13 protein-coding genes and 1 tRNA gene are annotated in these 21,319 nt (G+C 38.5%); 3 read left to right on the top strand and 11 right to left on the bottom strand.

The window, feature by feature from the left end; translation table 11 throughout:
• Nucleotides 1-405 precede the first annotated feature (405 nt).
• The 5 genes from trmL to MHH64_RS09395 form a co-directional block, all read right to left on the bottom strand.
• Nucleotides 406-879 carry a tRNA (uridine(34)/cytosine(34)/5-carboxymethylaminomethyluridine(34)-2'-O)-methyltransferase TrmL gene (gene trmL / locus MHH64_RS09415; protein WP_340003132.1) on the bottom strand — a complete coding sequence of 158 codons (474 nt, stop codon included), beginning with the start codon at nucleotides 877-879 and terminating at the stop codon, nucleotides 406-408.
• A gap of 201 nt (nucleotides 880-1,080) precedes the next feature.
• Nucleotides 1,081-1,932, bottom strand: coding sequence for an amidase domain-containing protein (locus MHH64_RS09410; protein ID WP_095309812.1), 852 nt, complete (start codon nucleotides 1,930-1,932; stop codon nucleotides 1,081-1,083).
• A 74-nt stretch (nucleotides 1,933-2,006) separates the two neighbouring features.
• Nucleotides 2,007-3,143 (bottom strand): tRNA epoxyqueuosine(34) reductase QueG, encoded by a 1,137-nt coding sequence (queG, locus tag MHH64_RS09405; RefSeq protein WP_118888668.1) that lies wholly within the window; start codon nucleotides 3,141-3,143, stop codon nucleotides 2,007-2,009.
• A 16-nt stretch (nucleotides 3,144-3,159) separates the two neighbouring features.
• Nucleotides 3,160-4,863, bottom strand: coding sequence for an ABC-ATPase domain-containing protein (locus tag MHH64_RS09400; protein WP_340003131.1), 1,704 nt, complete (start codon nucleotides 4,861-4,863; stop codon nucleotides 3,160-3,162).
• Nucleotides 4,864-5,016: 153 nt separating this feature from the next.
• A tRNA-Gly gene (locus MHH64_RS09395) sits at nucleotides 5,017-5,090 on the bottom strand.
• A gap of 290 nt (nucleotides 5,091-5,380) precedes the next feature.
• Between MHH64_RS09395 and dat the strand changes: the two genes are divergently transcribed.
• Both dat and MHH64_RS09385 read left to right on the top strand, forming a co-directional pair.
• On the top strand, nucleotides 5,381-6,256 hold the full coding sequence (gene dat, locus MHH64_RS09390; protein ID WP_303448561.1) for a D-amino-acid transaminase: 876 nt from the start codon (nucleotides 5,381-5,383) through the stop codon (nucleotides 6,254-6,256).
• 207 nt (nucleotides 6,257-6,463) lie between these two features.
• Entirely contained in the window at nucleotides 6,464-8,467 is a 2,004-nt protein-coding gene (locus MHH64_RS09385) for a S9 family peptidase (protein WP_251660605.1), read from the top strand.
• Nucleotides 8,468-8,526: 59 nt separating this feature from the next.
• Here the strand turns inward: MHH64_RS09385 and MHH64_RS09380 are convergent, their stop codons facing one another.
• Nucleotides 8,527-13,734, bottom strand: a complete 5,208-nt coding sequence (locus MHH64_RS09380) for an ATP-binding sensor histidine kinase (RefSeq protein WP_340003130.1) — start codon at nucleotides 13,732-13,734, stop codon at nucleotides 8,527-8,529.
• A 127-nt stretch (nucleotides 13,735-13,861) separates the two neighbouring features.
• Here MHH64_RS09380 and MHH64_RS09375 point away from each other — a divergent pair, with 127 nt between their 5' ends.
• Nucleotides 13,862-14,053, top strand: a complete 192-nt coding sequence (locus tag MHH64_RS09375; protein ID WP_340003129.1) for an anti-repressor SinI family protein — start codon at nucleotides 13,862-13,864, stop codon at nucleotides 14,051-14,053.
• Here MHH64_RS09375 and MHH64_RS09370 read toward each other — a convergent pair.
• From MHH64_RS09370 to argB, 5 genes are all read right to left on the bottom strand, one after another.
• The gene (locus MHH64_RS09370) at nucleotides 14,012-14,728 is read right to left on the bottom strand and encodes a response regulator transcription factor (protein ID WP_095309824.1); all 717 of its coding nucleotides are present in this window, start codon (nucleotides 14,726-14,728) and stop codon (nucleotides 14,012-14,014) included. The two genes, MHH64_RS09375 and MHH64_RS09370, sit on opposite strands and share 42 nt — an antisense overlap.
• A gap of 255 nt (nucleotides 14,729-14,983) precedes the next feature.
• Entirely contained in the window at nucleotides 14,984-18,229 is a 3,246-nt protein-coding gene (gene carB, locus MHH64_RS09365) for a carbamoyl-phosphate synthase (glutamine-hydrolyzing) large subunit (RefSeq protein WP_340003128.1), read from the bottom strand.
• Complete coding sequence (locus MHH64_RS09360) at nucleotides 18,216-19,313, bottom strand: carbamoyl phosphate synthase small subunit (protein ID WP_340003127.1); 1,098 nt, start codon at nucleotides 19,311-19,313, stop codon at nucleotides 18,216-18,218. The genes carB and MHH64_RS09360 overlap by 14 nt, the downstream gene beginning before the upstream one ends.
• Nucleotides 19,310-20,512, bottom strand: coding sequence for an acetylornithine transaminase (locus MHH64_RS09355; protein WP_340003126.1), 1,203 nt, complete (start codon nucleotides 20,510-20,512; stop codon nucleotides 19,310-19,312). The genes MHH64_RS09360 and MHH64_RS09355 overlap by 4 nt, the downstream gene beginning before the upstream one ends.
• Nucleotides 20,505-21,311 carry an acetylglutamate kinase gene (gene argB / locus MHH64_RS09350; RefSeq protein ID WP_095309834.1) on the bottom strand — a complete coding sequence of 269 codons (807 nt, stop codon included), beginning with the start codon at nucleotides 21,309-21,311 and terminating at the stop codon, nucleotides 20,505-20,507. The genes MHH64_RS09355 and argB overlap by 8 nt, the downstream gene beginning before the upstream one ends.
• Nucleotides 21,312-21,319: the final 8 nt, after the last annotated feature.

The raw sequence follows: 21,319 nt of genomic DNA, 5'->3' as shown, positions 1-21,319 counted from the left end.
TATGTACATACTTTTCAATATATTTATTTATTCCAAATTTTAATTAAATTGCAGGAGGAAATTCATCAAATTTTATCACTGGAATCAATCGGAAAAAATGCCTTTTCCAAGTACTTATATTAGAGGGATCAACCAAATAAATTGGATGATAGTTTCCTTATTGAAATAATTTCGTTATAATAGGGGCATATTCAATTAAAACGCTTTATTTTCATAATAAGGAGGAAATTCTCATGAAATTAGCATTACTTATGGGTGTTATTCTAACATTCGTCGTTTCTTTTTTCACTTCTGGCTATGAAGCAAAACCTGGGGTGCCTAAGAAAAACCAATAATGGTATGAAGTAAAAGTAACATATCCTAAAAAATCCGCTCAGCATTATTTGCCGAACGGGTTTTTTTACCTTATATCAAATTTGGAAAGCCTTGCTGTCTTAATGCTTCATAGATAATAATCGCGGCCGTATTCGACAGATTCAGTGACCGTACTTTATCATTCATATGAATTCGCAAGCATTGGTCTTCTCTACCGATTAAAAGCTCTTTCGGAAATCCAGTTGATTCTCTTCCAAAAACAAAAAATATATCTTCTTCTTTTTTGCTATAATCAAAATCAGAATAGTGCTTTGTTCCGAAGTTTTCAATATAATAATAGACACCCTTTGGATACTGCTCATATAATTGATCCATCGAATCATGCTCATGGACATCGACATGTTTCCAATAATCCAACCCAGCTCTACGCAGCATCTTATCATCTGTCGAAAAGCCGAGTGGACGAATCAAGTGAAGTGTAGTATCAGTTGCTAAACACGTTCTTCCAATATTTCCAGTATTAGCAGGTATCTCTGGTTGATATAATACGACATGTAAACTCAACATTCATTCTCCTTAACAATTTATTAACCCTACTATTATAGGTTGTTAAAAAATTCCGGTAAAAATGACACATCGAATTTCTTCGTTGGCTTGCTTTTCCGTTCCTCACGTATTAATTGCATACGTTCCGGTACTCAAAACTTCGCCGCCTCAAACTTCTCGGTCATTTTCATCCTCATTTTTAACCCTACTATTATAGCACTAATCATCCCCAATTCGGAAAAATTTATAGTTAATCTCTGGTGTCCATGCAGTTGAATCCTCATAGGACCAATAGCGATTCCTGCTATTATCCGTATGTGCATTAACAAGTGGCATTCCATAGGCATCTTTGGCAACAACAATTGTGTTATGATCCCACCTGCCATCTCCTTGGAAATCATAACAAATTACATCCCCTGGAATGAGCTGATCCGCTCGCTCCATTTCCTTTCCTTTTAAACCCTGATTCGATCCACTTAGATACCATCTTAATGAATGAGCCACAGCCCAGCTGAAACTCCAATTATCCGTTTGGTACCACCAACCTCGCTCCCTCACAGGGACTCCCCACATTGGTGCCCCTCCAGCACGCAGGCATTGTGATACATAGTTTGTACAGTCAACATCAAAAACGCGATATTCTGGATTATAACTATTCCACCAACGCTCCGCATATTGGACAGCAGCTAAACGATCATAAGCGAATCTTTCTCCCTCTTGTATCCTCGTTTTCAATTCTTGTTCGATTCCTTTTCTATTTGTAGCAGTCTTTCTTTCAATTCCTTGGTGATTCTTCACAACGCCATCCTCATATCGAAAGCGGTATGGTATAAGCTGCTCCTCTACGTGAAACTGTCCTTTTTGTTTGATTACATATCGAAGGTGTAATGTATAATCGAAATTTGTGCTGTTATCATAATGGAGCCTTTGGAATATTTTTCCGTTCACTTTTAACCGAACTATTTCTGCTTCTCGGTCTTTCAGAGAAGCCTGCTTACGTGTCCACCAAACCGGAACGTCATCCGATTCATTTTGAAAAAAATCGAGCCACAGCTGCTTTATTTCTTCCATAAAAAATCCCCTCCACAAAAAGTATATGGAGGGGAAGCTTGGCATAATCTTTCAATGACAAAATATTATTTAATTCATGATTTATACTTGAATTCTAGACCTTTTTCCATTTCAAATAGTACTTGGTCGTCTTTTTCATTTTCCATAGCAGCCTCAATTGCTCGGAATGCTTCCACAGTTCCTATTTTCCCAAGAGCCCAGGCTGCAGTACCGCGAATCACCGGACGAGGATCTTCTTTCATTACACTAATCATTTCCGGGATGGCTGTTTTATCTTTATAATGACCAAGTGCTATTAACGCGTTTCGCTGCAATGGTTTCTTCCCTCGCCACGAACCGGACATGTGACCAAATTTTTCTTTAAATGAACGATTGGAAATCCGCAGCATTGGCTCAAGCTTGGGTTTTGCCAAATCATGCTCCGGTTCAAATTCAGGATGGATATGAGAATCAATTCCTTTATTCCTTGGGCAAACTTGCTGACAGGTATCGCAGCCGTATAGGCGATTTCCTAGCTTTGTTCGAAATTCGTCGGGCAAGAAATCCTTTGTCTGAGTTAAAAATGCAATGCAGCGCTGTGCGTTTAATCTACCACCTTCAACAAGTGCACCGGTAGGACACGCGTCCATGCATTTCGTGCAATCACCACAGCTATCCTCGATCGGGTCATCTGGAACAAATGGAATATTGGTTATCATTTCACCTAAATAGACAAACGAACCAAATTCGGGTGTAATAATCGATGTGTTTTTTCCACTAAATCCGATTCCAGCTCTTTCTGCAACAGCACGGTCTGAAAGTTCACCGGTATCGACCATCACTTTATTGCTAACCTCCGGAACCTTTTCTTGGATAAAAGCTGCGAGCTTTTCTAAACGGTCACGCAAGACAACGTGGTAATCAATTCCCCAAGAGGCGCGGGCAAACAATCCACGCCTTTCCTCTTTTGTACTTCTTGGCGCGTCTTTCATACGAGAAGGGTAGGCAATCGCAATGGAAATGATTGACTGCGCTTCTGGTAATAGACGTTGTGGTTCTGTGCGTTCTTCTAGACTTCCTTTTTCGAAGCCTGATTGAAAGTTCGATTCCTGCTGTCTTCTTAATCGCTCTCTCAGCTCCCCAAATACATCTGCTGAGGCAAAACCAATTTTGTCTATTCCAATCTCCTTCGCATAATCAATAATCTCCTGTTTCAATTGCTCTGTTCGCATCTGAACAACCTCCCTTCTACTTTTGTTTTACAATTGCTGTTCGCATCCTGTTTAACACAGCCGCAATTTCGTGTCTGCGAGGACGTGCAAGATCCCCTGGATGCTGATTTTTAAATACAGTGAATGAAGCCAAACCAACAGCATCCAACTGACGTTCTATCTCATCGAGGACTTCATGTAATGATTTATGCTTAAAGTCATTTGTACGCGCCAAATAATGTATTATTTCAGCAATCATACGAGTCTGCGATAAATCAATTAATTGTTCTGTATAATCAAAGGTAATTGGTGTCTTCCCCATTACAATTTGATACAGTCCTTTGGCTTGTATTTTCATTCGATTTGCCTTTTCAAGTTTTAACGATTCAGGCTGAAAATAACGATTGGTTGTTTCATTAAAACCTGATTGTGCACGTACCTGACGTTCTATTGGATGCTTCTCTATAATCACACGCGCTCGATCTGTTACATCATAAGGGACATATTCATCCATCATTACAACTGAATCTGCTACTGAGAAATAATCACCTGATCCTCCCATAACAAGAATCGTAGAAATACCAAATTGATTAGAAAGCTGTTTAATTCGATCAATAAATGGTGTAATTGGTTCCTTATTTTGGCTAACAAGCTGTTGCATACGATAATCACGAATCATAAAATTTGTTGCACTTGTATCTTCATCAATCAGCAGTGTTTTTGCCCCAGCCTCCAATGCCTCCATCACATTAGCCGCCTGCGAGGTACTGCCGCTTGCATTTTCTGTAGAAAAGCATACTGTATCTTGTGCATTTGGTAAGTTATTAATAAAGGAGGAAATATTGACAGCAGTAACCTGTCTTCCATCCTCAGCACGGATCTTCACTGCATCTGGATCTGTTAATACATATTCCCGCCCGTCACCTTTTTGGTGAAAATACACACCGCGTTCAATAGCCTTTAACAAGGTGCTTTTACCATGATATCCTCCACCAACTATTAATGTAATCCCCTTTTTAATCGCCATTCCTTTTAGCGGATGTGCTTGGTGTGGAATTGTTATAGAAACCTCAGACGCTTTCGGACTTTGAAACTGCACAGCATGTTTAAGCGGTGTATTCCGAATGCCGCTTTCCCGCGGAAGTATGGACCCATTCGCAATAAAAGCAATCCAATTTTGCCGCTTCATTTCATTAAGAATTGCTTCCTGCTGATCAGCCAGCTTTATCGCCGTCTCTATTTCGCTATTTGTTATTTTAAATATAGAATTTTTTATAATAGATGGGATTGTTGCCGTAAAAAGCTTCTCGGCTTCTCTTGCATTAATGCGTCGACCATTAGCGGGTAGACCAACAGAAATACAAATTGTTATCGCCTTTGGACTAATTTGCAATGCCGTCCGTTCTAAAACTTCCTGTCCAGGGCGATCAAAGAAAATCATACCGCTTTTCCCTGAACCTTTCACGGAAAAAGACTGTCTATCCGTTTCCTTCCCTACAACTCGTGCAATTGCATCCTCTACAGCTACTTTTCGAGTTCGGGTTTGCAGCCATTCCGGACGAATCGAACGTCTATTCCCTGATATAACAACCCGAATCTTGGACGGTGTCGCAAATGGATCTCCTTGTACATAATCTATATATAAGTCATAGTCGTCAAATTGATAATGACCTTGAATGCTTTTATAACCTTTATAGCTCTTATTATCCAGTTGTCTTAGTTGCTGAAGCAAGTTTTTCATCGTGATCCCTCATCATTTAAATATTAATTTCCTATAGAATACTACTTAAAAAATGATAAATTCAAGTATGAAGATGTTGGAAATATCGTGAAAATTAAAAACGCAACGCTTCGTAATCCTACTTTTACGAAACACTGCGTTATCACATATGTATGGAGCGGGTGAAGGGAATCGAACCCTCATCATCAGCTTGGAAGGCTGAGGTTTTACCACTAAACTACACCCGCAAATCATTATTCATTTTTCGCTAACAGATAATATTATAACAACCTCTTCTTAACAAATCAATAGTAATTTCAACATTTCTTTACAAAAAATTTAATTGACAAGAGAAACCTTTGCTATAAAGACGAAACTTTATTAAATAATTTCTAATAATTCATTATTTACTTTAGAGGATAGAGGCTATAAACTAGGAATAGGCTTTTAAAAACGGATGTTCAAAAGGTATGTGACAGGAAACATTTTAGTCCTCTGCCCTTCTTGAACCCGTACTTAGAGAAAGGGGCTTTTATGTATGTCTGTTTATCCTATTATTATGACACAATCCCAGTTTACACACCGTGATAATTTACATTATCCATTTGAAGAGCGTGGTCTTCAATTCGGGGATGGAATATATGAAGTAATTCGAATCTATCACGGAACTTACTATTTACTCGATGAGCATGTGGATCGCTTATTTCGATCTGCTGAAGCAATTAAAATAAAATTACCATTCAATAAAGAAGAAATAACACATTTATTACTAGAATTGCTTGAACGAAATAAAATGACTACAGACGGTAAGGTATACTTACAAGTAACACGTGGATCTGCCCCACGTGATCATATTTTTCCTGCTGATGTTCTACCTAATATCTATGCATATGTAGGAGACCAGCCGAGAAATTTGGAGTTATTACAAAATGGTGTTCAAACAATTACACAAAGAGATATTCGATGGGAATACTGTTACATCAAAAGTTTAAATTTATTACCGAATGTATTAGCAAAGCAAGCTGCTAAGGAAAATAACTGCTATGAAGCGATTCTCCATAAGGATGGGCTGGTAACCGAATGCAGCTCTTCAAATGTATATTTGGTAAAGGACGGAACGATCTATACACACCCTGCTAACAAAAATATTCTCCATGGCTGTGTAAGAATGGCAGTTGAGAGATTTGCTGGTGAATTAAATATTCCCTTCATTGAGGAAAGCTTTGAAGTGGAAGAAATTAGTCTCGCTGATGAACTTTTTCTTTCAAGCAGCACTTCTGAGATTACACCAATTGTAAAAGTAGATAATCTGGACATTGCTGATGGAAAGCCAGGAAAGATAACGCGGCAATTACAAGAAGCTTATGAGACGGATGCTAAGATACAAGAAAACAATACAAAACATACAGTTTAATGCATAAGTGACCCGGATTCGGGTCACTTTTCGTATGTATGATAAGTATACATCACATTTATAGTCACCTTCATTCGCCGAATTTCCTAATTGATTCGTAACACGAAATAGTTTAAACTAATAGACAGTTCTTATAAAGTGAAAATTCATTCAAAGAGGAGCATTCTCTCCTCTTTGAATGACAATTTTAAATTAGGGGGAAATTCTATGGTTCATACCAAACGATCGATTAAATCAGAAGACCTAAAAAAGATCGAAGTATACAGCGATCCACAATATACACCTGATGGAAAAGCATTTACATATGTTTCCACAACAATTAATGAAGAAAACAAGTATCAATCACAGCTTTATTTTCAACAATTTGACGAAACTGAAGCAAAGCAATGGACTTTTGAGAATACTAAAAACGATAACCTTCATTTTTCACCAGATGGGAAAATTGCGGTCTTCCAATCAACGCGCAGTGGTATTTCGCAGCTTTATCTAATAAACAAAGCTGGTGGAGAAGCAAAACAATTAACCGCATTTAAGCATGGCGCCTATAGTCCTTTATGGTCAAAAGATGGAAGATCCATCTTCTTTCATGCTTCTCTTGACAAAGGAGATCATATTGAGGACCAAAAAGAATTGACAACGGAAGAGCGACAAAAGGAAAAGGAGCATAATGCGAAGCAGCCCCTTGTCGTCAATCGATTAAAATATAAGTCAGATGCAAACGGGTTTCACGATAATAAAACAACGCAAATTATCCAATACAGCTTAGAAACAAAAGCATTCACACAATTAACGACAAAAGATGCAGATCACAGTTTTCAAGATAGTTCTCCAGATGCGAGCACCATTTTATTTACTGCTAACTTCGATGCGGATGCCGACTATGAACGTTTTAGTGACTTGTTCACACTCCATTTGGAGACAAAAGAAGTAACAAAATTAACGAATGGAAAAAGCAGTTATTACAACGCTAAATTTTCCCCTCACGGTAATAAGATTGCCTGCTTTGGTCACGATTTTGAATACAGCACTGCAACGTTAAGCAAACTGTTTCTAATTGATGTAACAACTAAAAGCCGTACGCCCCTCAGCAACGATTGGGACATACAACTCGGTGATGTGATGGTAGGTGATACACGACTTGGCGCGGCAACAACGGGTCCCATCTGGTCGGCAGACGGGAATCGAATCTTTTTCATTGCAACAGACTTTGGCGCCACAGGTCTTTATCAAGCAACATTGGACGGAAACTTAAACGTGCTATATAAAAATAATAATCATGTATTTAGTTTTACGTATCACCCAGAAGCCGAGTCTTTTATTCTTGGGATTAGTACGCCCACTAATCCGTGCAATTTCTACCAGCTTAACAAGGATTTACAGTTGGAGCGATTAACAAATGCGAATGAGAAGTTCCTTCAGGAAGTAGCGATTTCCGAGCCAGAAGCACTTACCTTTACAGCACAAGATGGATTGGAAATCCAGGGATGGTTATTATGCCCATATGACTTTGATGAAACGAAAAAATATCCATTCATCCTGGAAATCCATGGCGGGCCACATATGATGTATGGACAAACTTTCTTTCATGAAATGCAGCTTTTAGCAGCAAAAGGCTATGTCGTTCTTTATACGAATCCACGGGGAAGCCATGGATATGGTCAGAAATTTGTTGATGCCGTTAGATTCAACTATGGAAAAGGCGATTATTCGGATTTAATGGATGCTGTGGACTATGTATTAGAAAACTATAGCTTTATCGATGAAACAAGACTTGGCGTTACAGGGGGAAGCTATGGTGGATTTATGACAAACTGGATTGTTGGTCATACGAATCGCTTTAAAGCTGCTGTCACCCAACGTTCGATTTCCAATTGGCTCAGCTTTTATGGTGTGAGTGATATTGGATATTTCTTCACGAAAGGAGAACACGGCTTAAACTTGCTCGATGATCCAACCAAACTTTGGGATATTTCTCCTCTAAAATACGCAAATAATATCGAAACACCATTATTAATACTGCATGGTGAACGTGATTTCCGGTGCCCAATCGAACAGGGTGAACAGCTTTTTATTACATTAAAGCACCTACGTAAGGAAGTGGAGTTTGTTCGTTTCCCTGGAGCAACTCATGAATTAAGTAGAAGTGGTCAACCTATCATGCGCATAGCAAGACTTGATCAAATTTGTCATTGGTTTGAGAAATATCTATAAATACGGTGCAAAAATAAATGCAGTGTGTCGCAAAGAGGACCACTGCATTTATTTATCAGCTATTCCAATTGTAGCACCTTCATCTCCTCTTCGGATTCCGAACCTTCCCATACCTTTAAAGAGAGATAAAATGTTGTTCCTCTTCCCTCTTCACTCTCCACCCAAATTCTTCCTTGATGCGCCTGCATAATTTCCTTGCAAATAACTAATCCCAGCCCATGCCCTGCCCCTTTGCTTCCATTTGCTTTTGTATAAAATTGATCAAATATATAAGGGAGATCGGTGGCTGCAATACCACGTCCTTCGTCCGCAATTGAAATAACGGCTTCACCTGTATTCTCTAATGATAGCCTTAATGCTATTTCACCTTCGTCCGAATGCTTCATTGCGTTGGATATGAGATTCCCCATGACTTGCTCGATTCGTTGTACATCCACTTCAACTAGCGGATAGCCCGATCCTATGCGACCAGAGTATTCCGATCTAAAGGTTAGTCCTTTCATGTTAACCTCTAATTCAAACTGACTGCATAAATGAAGAAACAGTTTATCAATAGGAATCACATCCATTGCAAAGGAGACATTACCAGATTCAAATTGTGCTAAATCAAACAAATCTTGAATAAGACCATTTAAAGCAGTTACACGCTTCTTAACAATTTGAAGGTACTCTGTACGTTGTTCCTCTTCAATAATTCCCTCTAAAATGGCATCAACGTAGTTTTGAATTGCAGCGATTGGCGAGCGTAAGTCATGTGAAATAGTTGAAAGGTATCGAGTACGCTCTGCTTCTGCATGCTCTAGGGAAATATTAGCATTCTTTAATTTTTCATTTGCAGCATGTAACAAGGCAGTCCTTTCCTCTACTGTGGTTTCCAAATTCGCATACAAATAAGCATTTTCAATAGAAATTGCAACTTGCGAAGCCAATAAAGTTAACAAAACTACCCTTTCTCTAGTAAATACATTTGTAGATTGATTGTTCTCTAAATAAAGGATACCTGTCAACTTACGATGATACACAATTGGTAAACAAAGAATTGATTTTGCTTCTGTTTGCTTAATAAAATGGTCTTTCGTAAATTCCCCTTGATTCATAGCATCGTCCAACACAACGACTTCCTTTGTATTTGCAACGTAATGAACAATCGCTTCTGAAAAATCGCGGAACATCTCCACCCGTTTTGGTTTTTTATATAATGTAATCTCATCTTGCACATTTTTTTTTGCAACAAGCTGAAGTAATTCATCTTCCTTCAATAAAAGAAAAGCACGTTCGGCACCAGCATTAATTACCATTAGATCCATAAATTTTTCTACTAATTGATCGAACATTACCTCATCAGCAATTAGCCGAGAGGTTTTAAATAATGTGTTCATATCAATCGATTCATGAGGGTGTTCAAGGTTAAAGGTACGTTCTCCTTCCTGGTGATTAAGGATTGGATAAGCTTCAGCTAAATTATGAGCGATTCGTTTTGCACCCCATTTTAAGTAATGAACATACGCATCAACGAGATATGGTTTTGCCGATTTTGATAAATTCTTTGCTAAATAAAATTCTGCTGCACAGTGATTGATAATCGCCACATCTTGTATAAACCCAGATTCCGTCGCAAATCGTATGGCACGATTATAAAGATAAATCGCTCGCTCTTTTTTATTTACGTGCAACCATTCAGCTTCCAATAGTAAATATTTATGCCGATAATTAGCTGGGGAGTTCTTTGCCCACATTTTCATCTTTTTTAGTCTTTTAAATAGCTTTTGCCGTCCTTGATTTCTCGACAACTTTCCTCTTCTCATGAGTCGCGTTAACCATAATGCGTGATAAAAATAATAGTCAGGGGCAATGACAAGAATAAGTGTACGATCGACAATCGATTCTAGTTTTTCCATAATAGCCAATGCAGCATCTTCATTATCCAGTAGGTATGTCATTTGAAGCCTGATTGTGTAATGTACAATTTTTGCAGATACATCATTTGTAAAATCTGGAAAATCCCAGTTTACCGGATCAGTCCTAGTTGCTAATACATCAATCCAATCTATGGTTTCATCCAAAAAATCATCTGAAATGATATATTCATTTTGTTTTGCAAAGTCATGCTGCCGTTTAATTCCTTTTTTTACATCGTTTAAATGATCACCTTTTATCAATAGAATAATTGCAATAAAAGAGCTGTTAGCTCCAGCAAGATGGAGATTACCTGACTCAATACAAAGCTGCTGTGACTGCTCTAAATAGACGAGACTTTCGCGAATCGGTTTCTTCCAATGGTTAACAAAGCTGCCAAATACAAAGTAAACCCGGGCTTTTAAACTATTATCCTGAAACTTTTCCAAATGCTTCATGGCTAATTTGCCAAATCGATAGCTGCTATCATAATCGTTAAATCCTGCACTCAGTGTCAAAGCATAATTGTTGTAGACAAGAGCCGTAATATCCATATCTCCGTATTTCAATGTTAATCGCAGTGCACGCAGCATTAAGATGGTGGCTAGGTTTTGATTCCAATGGTAGGTTGGTGCATTTGAATTAATTAACGTGCGCATCAAGGCATGCACAAGTTTATCTTCCACAACCGGAAGCTGCAGTAAATCCGTTTCCTTTTTCTTTCTTAGCGCAAGCTTCGTGAGTAGATATTCTTTTGCAACATCCATCTTTGTCGCATTACTTTTGAAATTCCACCCACCTAGACTCAATCCTTCCAGACCAGCATTTGTGGCTTTTTCCACCTCGTGTATATGAACATTCAGTAATATTTTCAAGTCATAAATCTGTAACTTTTCTTGAATTGTCTTCGCATTTATTAGAATTTCCTCGAATGTATTCTCGGCCTCTTGAAATAAATGATTTAAGTACTCGGCCTCTCCAAGCCCTGTCATTATTTTAAATGTTAAAGGATAATAAGCGGCGCTCCATCGTTTTTCTGGAAGTAATTCTTTGCCTATCCGAAAGAAATTCAATGCGGATTCAGATGCAGCTCTATTCTTAGCACGCTCCCCCGCCATCCAGTTCCATTCAATTAAATTTAACTTTTGCTTTTCGGTCAAAAGGACTCTGCTTTGGTTTAAATGATTAACAATCTCAAAAATATGCGATTTTAGTCCCGCTTTACCATATAAATAGACAAGCTCTAAACCGATAAGCTGATGATTTTTCATTTGCTTTTCATTTGAAAGCGTTGTGTAAAAGGCTTGTTGAATTTTATCATGTACAAATACATAGCTTGGAGGGTACCCCTGATCGATATTTGAATCAGCATCCTCATAGACCCACTTAAAGCTAGAATCGATTGGCAGGATAAGGCCAGCTTCCAGTCCATCCCTTAAACTTTTACTCACTTCTAAATAGGTTCTGTTTGCTATTTTGGCTAATGCCTTGAGGTTAAATCGATTTCCAAAGCAGGAAGCCAATTGTAAAATGGCAATCGTCTCTTTTGGTAATCTCCCAATACTTTTTAATACGAAATCAATAATCGAGTCTGACATCGGCATCTGCTTTACTGCATCCCTGTTGAGTATCCATTCACTCTTTTCCATTCGGAATTCAATTACCTTTTCATCTAGAAGTGTTTGAATTACTTGGACGATGAAAAACGGATTCCCTCGCGTAATTCGATAAATAAATGACACAAGAAAGTCTATGTCATCCTCCCCTAACGAAAACGCCTCCCTAACCCATTCACGAACATGCTGAGCAAGTAATGTCGCTATTCGTATAAAGGTAATGCCGACATCCCTTTTCTGCAGCTTGTTTAACATGATTTCAAATGGATGCCCGACATGAACTTCATTGTCTCGATATGCAGCAATAATTAACACATACAGATCATCCGGATTGCTTACTAGATAATCAAGTAAATCCAATGTTGCCTCATCAGCCCATTGCAAATCATCTAAAAATAATACAAGTGGATGTTCTTTTGTTGCAAATACACGCACAAAGCTTCTGATCGCATGCCGAAAACGATTATGAACTCCTTGTGGGGGCAAATCTGGAACCTCGCCATTTTCCCCAATTAACCAGCGAAGCTCCGGAATAAAATTCGCAATTACGCTTGCAGAGGGTCCTAACGATTCCGTTAATCTTCTCCCCCACTGCTCCATACTAGATTTACCTTCTGATACAATCTGACGGAGCAGCCCTTGGAATGCATATACAATTGGAGCATAAGGAATTTGTTTTTCTAATTGTTCAAACTTCCCCGAAATGAAATATCCTTTTTCCTTTACCAATGGCTTATGCAGCTCATGAACAACAGATGTTTTTCCTACACCGGACGGACCAGGGATAAGCACCAGTTCTGTTCTTCCTTTTTGAACACGATAAAAGCTTTTGATTAATTGCTCGATGGTTTGTGCACGACCATATAATCTTCTTGATTTTTCGTAAATACGCTCAGATCGTTGATCACTTAATTCAATATTTTGTATATCACCAGTTTCATCCAGCTGTTTTAGACATTTTTCTAAGTCATCTTTTAGTCGTTTCGCATGCTGATAACGGTACGCAGGAGCTTTTTCTAACAATCGTAGGATAATAGCAGAAATTGGTTCTGGGATTGCTGAATTAACTGAACGCGGACTTTCTGGCAGTTTCGCTAGATGCGCGTGGATGAGTTCAGCAGGGTGTTCTGATGAGAATGGCAGTCTTCCAGTTATCATCTCATAATAAATAATCCCTAAAGAATAAAGATCTGTACGATAATCTAACGCACGATTCATTCTTCCAGTCTGTTCTGGAGACATATATGTGATTAGCTCTCTAAATTGATATGGACTACCATTTGTATGCTGTATTTCTTTTGAAAATGTTGTCGCGTGATGAAATCCGGTTAATTTTACTTCATGTAATCTCGGTTGAAGAACAATATTTTGAGGTTTTAAAGCTTTATGTATAATATGTGCTTGATGTAAATGTGAAACAACACCAGCTAATTTGGCTGCAATCTTAAGAAAGCTCCTTACATCAAAAGGACCCGCTGTTCTTTCTATTCTCGTCTCTAACGTTTCACCTTGTATGGGTTCTGTGATGATATACATTTCTTCTCCATATTTCTCTATATGAAGTGGACGTAAAATATACTCACTATTTAAATCCTTTGCAATATAAAAATCATGTGAAATTTCAACTCTCGAACGGTTTTTTTCTGCCTTTATCGCGACAACTTTTTCATCTTTTAGTGAAATAGCTTTATATAGAATCCAAGATTCATTGTCTATCAGTACATTTAAAATCCGATAACCAGGCAGTTCAAACATGGTAATCCACGCTCCTTTATAGTTAAGGGGGTATTTAAGAAAACTTAAAGGAAACTTCAACTAATCTTTAACGCAATTTATACTCTTGCTATTATTCTGTTTATATAAAGTGCAAGGAGGGTCTTCATTGGAAAATAATGTACAGTTACCGTCAAATCATTCTAACGTGTATGACCAGGATTGGATTAATTTAATGAAACAAGCAAAATATATAGGATTAAGTCCTTCAGAAGTGCGTCAACTGCTTAAACATTTAGCGATAGAAGAGGAAAAACCTTTAGTGAGCAAGATCAGCGAATTTGTAACCGATCCCACGTAATGTGTGAATATACTGTGGTTCATCTGGATTTTTTTCGATTTTTTTTCGTAATTTACTTAAATGTACCATGACAGTTCGAAAGTCTCCTAGACTTTCTTCACCCCAAATGAGTTCAAATAATTTATCCACTGTATAAATACGCTCTGGATTTTGTGCCAGAATACATAATAGTTGATATTCTTTTGCTGATAGTTTCACAATTGATCCGTTCACCTTAACTACTGCACTTGTCAAATTAATTTCAAGTCCAGGATAGCTAATGATAGCGGAATTTGTTTTTTCTACTGGCCTTACCTTCGCTTCAACTGCTCGACTGCGCCTTAAATGAGCCTTTATCTTCGCAATCATCACAGGCATACTCGTTGTTTTAGGTAAATAATCATCCGCACCTATTCCAAGACCAAGCACTTTATTCATGTCGTCGTCGATTGAACTAAACAAAAGGACTGGTACATCTGTATGTTTGCGAATGATTGGTAATAGTTCAAAGCCATCAAGGTTTGGCATCATAACATCTAAAATAATCAATTCTGGGTTTTTATCCTCAATTACAGCAATCGCTTGAATACCATCTTCTGCTGTAAAAATAACATATCCACTTTTTTCAAGATACAGTTTTAGTACCATTTGCATATCTGTATCATCGTCAACAAGTAAAATCCGTTCACTAGCCATGAACGTACGCCTCCATTCATCGTTAATGCTCTAAAAGAGTTACTACAATTCACAACTATTTGAAAATAACATAACTATTATACTACAAATTTATCCTTCACAACAGATAAATAGGTAAAAATATGGATAAATCACTTCACATTTAATTAGAAAACTTGACATTCGTTAGAGCGATTTTTTATAACTGTTTATACTTTTCCATGTCAAAAAAATACAGTCGGTCCCACATTCAGGAACCAACTGCTTGCCCTAACTTTACTTTGTTATATTTTTTTCCGGTCGGAAACTTTCACTCAAATACTCCTGTAAAGATAATATCTCTTTTTCATGTAAAGCTTGATTTAACCCGCCTGCAAATACATTTAACGTTTCAAGACTCGTAAAATACGGAACTTGAAAGCGTACCGATAATTCACGAATTAAAAAGCCAATTTTCTCTTTTTCCCTTCCTTGATTCGGGATGTTCAGTACAATATGCGGTGGATTATCTTGCCAATGATTTAGAATATCTTTTTTGCTTTTGACAATTCTTTTTGTTACCATTCCATTTTCTTCAATAACCTTAGCCGTCCCTTCTGTTGCCGTAATAATAGCACCACGATCAGAGAATTCACGAATGATGGGAAGACTCTCTTGTTTTAACCGATCTGAGATCGAGACAAATAATTGGAACGGCTTTGTTAGTTCTTCTAGGTGATGTGTACGTATCATTGTCTTTTTTAATGCTTCTTTTTTATCATATCCTATTCCGATAATTTCTCCTGTTGACTTCATTTCTGGTCCAAGCACATGGTCTACACCCTTTAGCTTACTTGCAGAAAATACAGGAGCTTTGATCGTATAATATTCTGGTTCCTTCATTAAATTAACTTCATCTGTAATTTCCGTTAGAGGTATACCCAGTTGCGATCTTACTGCCCATTCAACCATTGGGACACCAGTTACTTTACTTATGATTGGAACCGTTCTGGACGATCGTGGATTAACTTCCAATACATAAATCGTATCCTGATGAATTACAAATTGAATATTCATCATTCCGATAACCGGTAAATTACTACTAATCTTTTGGACAATTTCCACGATAGCTTCCTTCGTCTTATCGCTTAAGGTGACAGGCGGAAATACACCTATGCTATCACCAGAGTGAATACCTGCCTTCTCAATATGCTCCACAATTCCTGGTATCACAACCTCTTTGCCATCACTTACAACATCAACTTCACATTCTAAGCCAGGTAAGTATTGATCAATTAACAACGGCCAGCAACGATCATTCGTATCCTGTTGAATTCTTGAGGTATATTGATACAATTCTTTCTCGCTATAGCAAATAAACATTGACTGACCGCCAATAACGTAGGAAGGTCGAATCAGCACTGGAAATCCTAGTTCATGAACTAGGGATGGAAGTTCATCCAATTCATGTACAATTCGTCCTGCAATATGGGGTATTCTTAATTCATTCAAAAAGTTATAAAATTGTTCCCTGTCTTCCATCTGGTCAATATGTTCTGGTAATGTTCCAAGTATATGGACACCCTCATCTTTCAAATCATTTGCCAGATTAATAGCTGTTTGACCACCAAACTGAATAAGCACCCCTGCTACTTGCTCTTTTTCAATGACAGCAAGCACATCTTCCAATGCTAACGGGTCAAAATATAAACGGTCTGCCACAGAGTAATCTGTACTCACTGTTTCTGGATTATTGTTCATTACAACTGCTTCATAGCCGATTTTCTTTAATGCTAACGTAGCATGAACGGAACAATAATCAAATTCAACACCTTGCCCAATTCGGATTGGGCCAGAACCTAGAACAAGTATTTTCTTTTTGTTAGCAGTTGTCAGGACCTCATCATGACCATGCCAAGTGGAGTAGTAGTATGGAGTAACTGCATCAAACTCCCCTGCACACGTGTCCACTAATTTATAAACAGGCTGCATACCATTCACTTTATATTTTTCCCTTAATTCCTTCGGGGTTGTGCCGAGTAATTCCGCAATTCGATGATCACTCATATTCAATTGCTTTGCTTTTTTTAGCACATCTACTGGAATCGTTGCTAATTGATATGCTACTAACACTTGCTCATAATCAATGATTCGCTTTATCTTTTGCAGGAACCAATAATCAATTTTCGTTAATTCCATAATTGTTTCGGTTGAAATCTTTCGTTTAAATGCTTCCGCGATAGCAAATAGCCGAAGGTCATTAGGAATCTCAATCAGGTCTAGAAGTTCTTGTATATTTTTCTGATCCATACCAGGAAAATGTAAACTATATAAGTTCAATTCCAGTGACCGAATTGCTTTATGAAGTGCCCCTTCAAACGAACGATCAATTGCCATTACCTCACCTGTAGCCTTCATTTGTGTACCGAGTGTTCGATCCGCCTCCGTAAACTTATCAAATGGAAAGCGGGGAAGCTTTACAACGATGTAATCTAATGCGGGTTCGAAAGAGGCATATGTACTTCCTGTTATCGGGTTTAAAATTTCATCAAGTGTGTAGCCAATCGCACATTTAGCAGCAATCCGAGCAATGGGATAACCAGTGGCCTTCGAAGCTAATGCAGAAGATCTGCTAACCCTTGGATTAACCTCAATAATGATATATTCATTAGATGTTGGATGGAGTGCGAATTGTATATTGCACCCTCCGACAACATCAAGTGCCCGGATAACCTTTAATGATGCAGTACGAAGCATTTGATATTGCACATCTGAGAGCGTCTGAGAAGGTGCTACCACAATCGAATCTCCCGTATGAACACCAACTGGATCAAAATTTTCCATATTACATACGATAACACAGGTGTCATTTTCATCGCGCATTACTTCGTACTCTATTTCTTTCCATCCTTTAATGCTTTTTTCAACAAGCACTTGATGGATCGGGCTTAATGCAAGGCCTTGTTTCAGCAAACTCACAAACTCTCCCTTATGATAGGCGAATCCTCCGCCTTCACCACCAAGTGTATAGGCAGGACGTAAAATAACCGGAAATCCAATTTCCTCGATAAAACTTAGACCTTCCTCAACCGATTGAATGATTTTTGAGTCTGCAATCGGCTCCTGTATATCAATCATTAACCTGCGAAATAATTCCCGATCTTCTCCGTTCTTAATGGAAGAAACCGAAGTGCCTAATAGCTCCACATGATAGTTATCAAGAATTCCCTTATCAGACAATTCAACCGTTAAATTCAAACCCGTTTGCCCACCAAGACTACCAATTAAACCATCTGGCTGTTCTTTTGCAATAATTTTCTCCAATGTACCTACATCGAGTGGTTCTAAATAGACACGATCTGCAACCCCGTCGTCTGTCATAATCGTTGCAGGATTATTATTTACTAAAATAACTTCAATTCCTTCTTCTTTTAAAGCTAAACATGCTTGTGTGCCTGCGTAATCAAACTCGGCCGCCTGACCGATCACAATGGGACCAGATCCTATCACCATTACTTTGTTTATTGCTTTACGCTTCGGCATAAATAATTGCCCCCTTCTGTCTATTAGCTGCTGCTTGTTGAATAAATTCCAGAAAAATATAAGCTGTGTCACTTGGTCCAGGGTGAGCCTCCGGATGAAACTGTACAGATTGAACCGGAAGTTGCCGATGTTTTATCCCTTCCAGCGAATGATCATTCACATTCTGAAACCAGATATCAAAGTTTTGCTTGGAAAGACTATCCTTCTCTACGACATAGCCATGATTTTGTGACGTCATCCACACTTTCCCTGTTTGCATATCTTTAACTGGATGATTCCCTCCACGATGACCGTATTGCATCTTCTTTGTTTTTCCACCATAGGCTAATGCTAGAAGCTGATGTCCTAGACAGATTCCAAGGGTTGGGTAGTTTTTAGTTATACGCTTTATGTCCGGAAAATATCGCGCCAATGCTAGCGGATCTCCAGGTCCATTACTAAGTAAAACCCCATCTGGCTCGATTTCCTTTATTTTTTCAAATGGTGTATCGAAGGGAACGATTGTCACTTTACAGCCTAGAGCAAGCAATTGATCGAGAATTGATTTCTTATAGCCATAATCCACCAACACAATGTGATGCTGTCCACTTCCATAAGAAATCGGTTTCTTAACAGAAACTTGTTCTATAACCGCTAGCCAATCTGGCGCTTCCCAGTTCATTTCATGTGCATTCTTTTGTTTTTCCGAAATGATTTTTCCGTTGACCGTTTTATTTTTCCGTATGACGCCAACCAATGCGCGGGTATCCACATTCATTAACCCAGGAATACTGGCAGCCTTTAATCTCTCGGAAAAAGAAGTCATTGCTTGATAATGACTTGGTTCTTCACACATGTCACTAACAATAACAGCAGAAACGGCCAATCCTTGACTCTCATCATCATAAGCATTCATGCCATAATTCCCTATCATTGGATAACAAAAGGTGAGCAGTTGTCCTGCATAGGAAGGGTCTGTCATCATTTCCTGATATCCGGTCATACTCGTATTAAAAACAACCTCTCCACTAACCTCCTGTTCAGTGCCTATCCAGTCTCCAACAAATTCTTCACCAGTTTCCAGAATGAGATAGCCCTTTGTCATACTGTAGTTCCCTTCATCTCTACTAGTACCTCTTTAAATACTTCGATAAATTGGGTCAATTCTGCTTTTGTCGTTGTTAATGGAGGTAAAATACGCAATACGTGCGAACCAGCAGATAAAACGAGAATTCCCTTTTCATGGAATGCTTTAATAAAAAAGTTAGCCTCTTCCTTTAATTCAACACCAATTAAAAATCCAATTCCTTTCACACTAACCATTACTTCTTCTTTCGCTTGCAATGCTTCCAACTGTTCTTGCAGCCAGCTGCTATTCACTTTAACCTGTTCTAAAATATTTTGTTTAAGTATCGTTTCTATTGTTGCAATACCAGCAGTTGCTGCTAATGGATTCCCCCCAAATGTGCTACCATGTGTCCCTGGACTAAATGTACTAGCACATTCTTTTTTCGCTAACATCGCTCCAATTGGGAAACCAGATCCAAGTCCTTTAGCTGATGTCATGACGTCTGGTTCAATCCCAAACTGCTCATAAGCAAATAACGTTCCTGTACGACCTGCGCCAGTTTGCACCTCATCCACCATTAATAAAATGTCGGCTTCCTTACAACGTGCAGATAGCTTTTCAATCCAGACTTGTTCTACTGCATTTATACCGCCTTCTCCTTGAATAAGCTCAAGTAAAACAGCTGCAGTTGTTCCATTATTCACGGATTCAAGTGCTTTATCCTCGTTTAGCGTTAAATATCTGAATCCTGGTGTTAAGGGAGTAAATCCTTGATGGATTTTTTCCTGTGCAGTTGCCGCCATCGTCGACCCAGTACGACCGTGAAACGATTGATGGAATGTGACAATTTCCGTACGCTCGGTGTAACCTTTATCCTTTGCGTATTTTTTAGCAAATTTAATAGCTGCCTCGTTTGCTTCTGCTCCACTATTGCAAAAAAACACACGATCAAAGCAGCTGTTTTCTGTTAACAACGCTGCAAGCTCATTTTGCGTTGGAATTTCATATAAGTTCGAGCAGTGCCATAGATTATCAAGCTGATTACTTAACTTTTGATGAACGGAATCCGGAACATGCCCTAAATTACACGTCGCAATGCCAGAAGTATAATCTAAATATTTATTTCCATCTTGATCCCAGACATAACTTCCCTTCCCCTTTGCAATTGATAGTGGAAAGCGTTGATATGTATGCATTACAGAATGGTTTGTTTGTTGAATCATAGCTTCAGACATGTTGCTCTTCCTCCTTTTTCATGACTACTTTCGTTCCTGCTTGTTTTCCTTCGATATACTTTTTGATATCTTCTGGTGCTAAGCCATTTAAAATAACTGACTCCTTGATTCCTCCAGATAAACCCTTTAAGGCAGAGAGAACTTTAGGAATCATCCCACCATAAATAACTCCCGAAGCAATTTTTTCTTCAATCTCGACTTTCGTTAATTGCCCATGTACGATCTCTTTTCCAGATATGTTCTCCATTACTCCCGGAATATCACTGATTAACGCTAGCTTTGCTTTTAATGCTTCGGCAACGGCTGCTGCTGCCATATCCCCATTAATATTTAAACGCTCACCAGCTGCATCGATACTAATCGGTGAAATAACTGGAATCGCTCCATGCTCCATGATTGTTTCAAGCCACGACACATTTACTTCTTTTACCTGACCGACTAAGCCGAACTTCCCTGCCGCATCAATAGGCTCCGCCTGCAGAAGCTTACAATCGACACCGCTCATGCCAATTGCTGTACCACCTTGTTTTTGCAAATTAGCTACGATTTTCTTATTAATCGAACCGCTCATTACCATCTCAGCAACATCCAATACTTCCTTCGTCGTTACACGTAAACCATCCACAAATTTACTCTCAACATGAAGTTCTTTTAATGCTTGATTAATTTCTGGACCACCACCATGAACAATAACCGGCTCACATATGTTCTGTTTCTTTAAAGCTACAACCGTTTCATAAAAGGAGTCCGGAAGCTTCGCTAATACACTGCCACCCATTTTCAAAACAAGAATATTCATTACTACAC

The organism is Oceanobacillus sp. FSL K6-0127 (assembly GCF_037983385.1).
Classification (GTDB): Bacteria; Bacillota; Bacilli; order Bacillales; family Amphibacillaceae; genus Oceanobacillus; species Oceanobacillus profundus.
Note: the sequence above shows the minus strand (reverse complement) of the source record. Positions and strands in the feature narration are given on the sequence as shown.

Coding starts and splice junctions, on each gene's coding strand:
- MHH64_RS09380 (WP_340003130.1), bottom strand. CDS start 13,734: ATGTTTGAACTGCCTGGTTATCGGATTTTAAATGTACTGATAGACAAT.
- MHH64_RS09385 (WP_251660605.1), top strand. CDS start 6,464: ATGGTTCATACCAAACGATCGATTAAATCAGAAGACCTAAAAAAGATC.
- dat (WP_303448561.1), top strand. CDS start 5,381: ATGTCTGTTTATCCTATTATTATGACACAATCCCAGTTTACACACCGT.
- MHH64_RS09355 (WP_340003126.1), bottom strand. CDS start 20,512: ATGTCTGAAGCTATGATTCAACAAACAAACCATTCTGTAATGCATACA.
- queG (WP_118888668.1), bottom strand. CDS start 3,143: ATGCGAACAGAGCAATTGAAACAGGAGATTATTGATTATGCGAAGGAG.
- MHH64_RS09370 (WP_095309824.1), bottom strand. CDS start 14,728: ATGGCTAGTGAACGGATTTTACTTGTTGACGATGATACAGATATGCAA.
- argB (WP_095309834.1), bottom strand. CDS start 21,311: ATGAATATTCTTGTTTTGAAAATGGGTGGCAGTGTATTAGCGAAGCTT.
- carB (WP_340003128.1), bottom strand. CDS start 18,229: ATGCCGAAGCGTAAAGCAATAAACAAAGTAATGGTGATAGGATCTGGT.
- MHH64_RS09400 (WP_340003131.1), bottom strand. CDS start 4,863: ATGAAAAACTTGCTTCAGCAACTAAGACAACTGGATAATAAGAGCTAT.
- MHH64_RS09360 (WP_340003127.1), bottom strand. CDS start 19,313: ATGACAAAGGGCTATCTCATTCTGGAAACTGGTGAAGAATTTGTTGGA.
- MHH64_RS09410 (WP_095309812.1), bottom strand. CDS start 1,932: ATGGAAGAAATAAAGCAGCTGTGGCTCGATTTTTTTCAAAATGAATCG.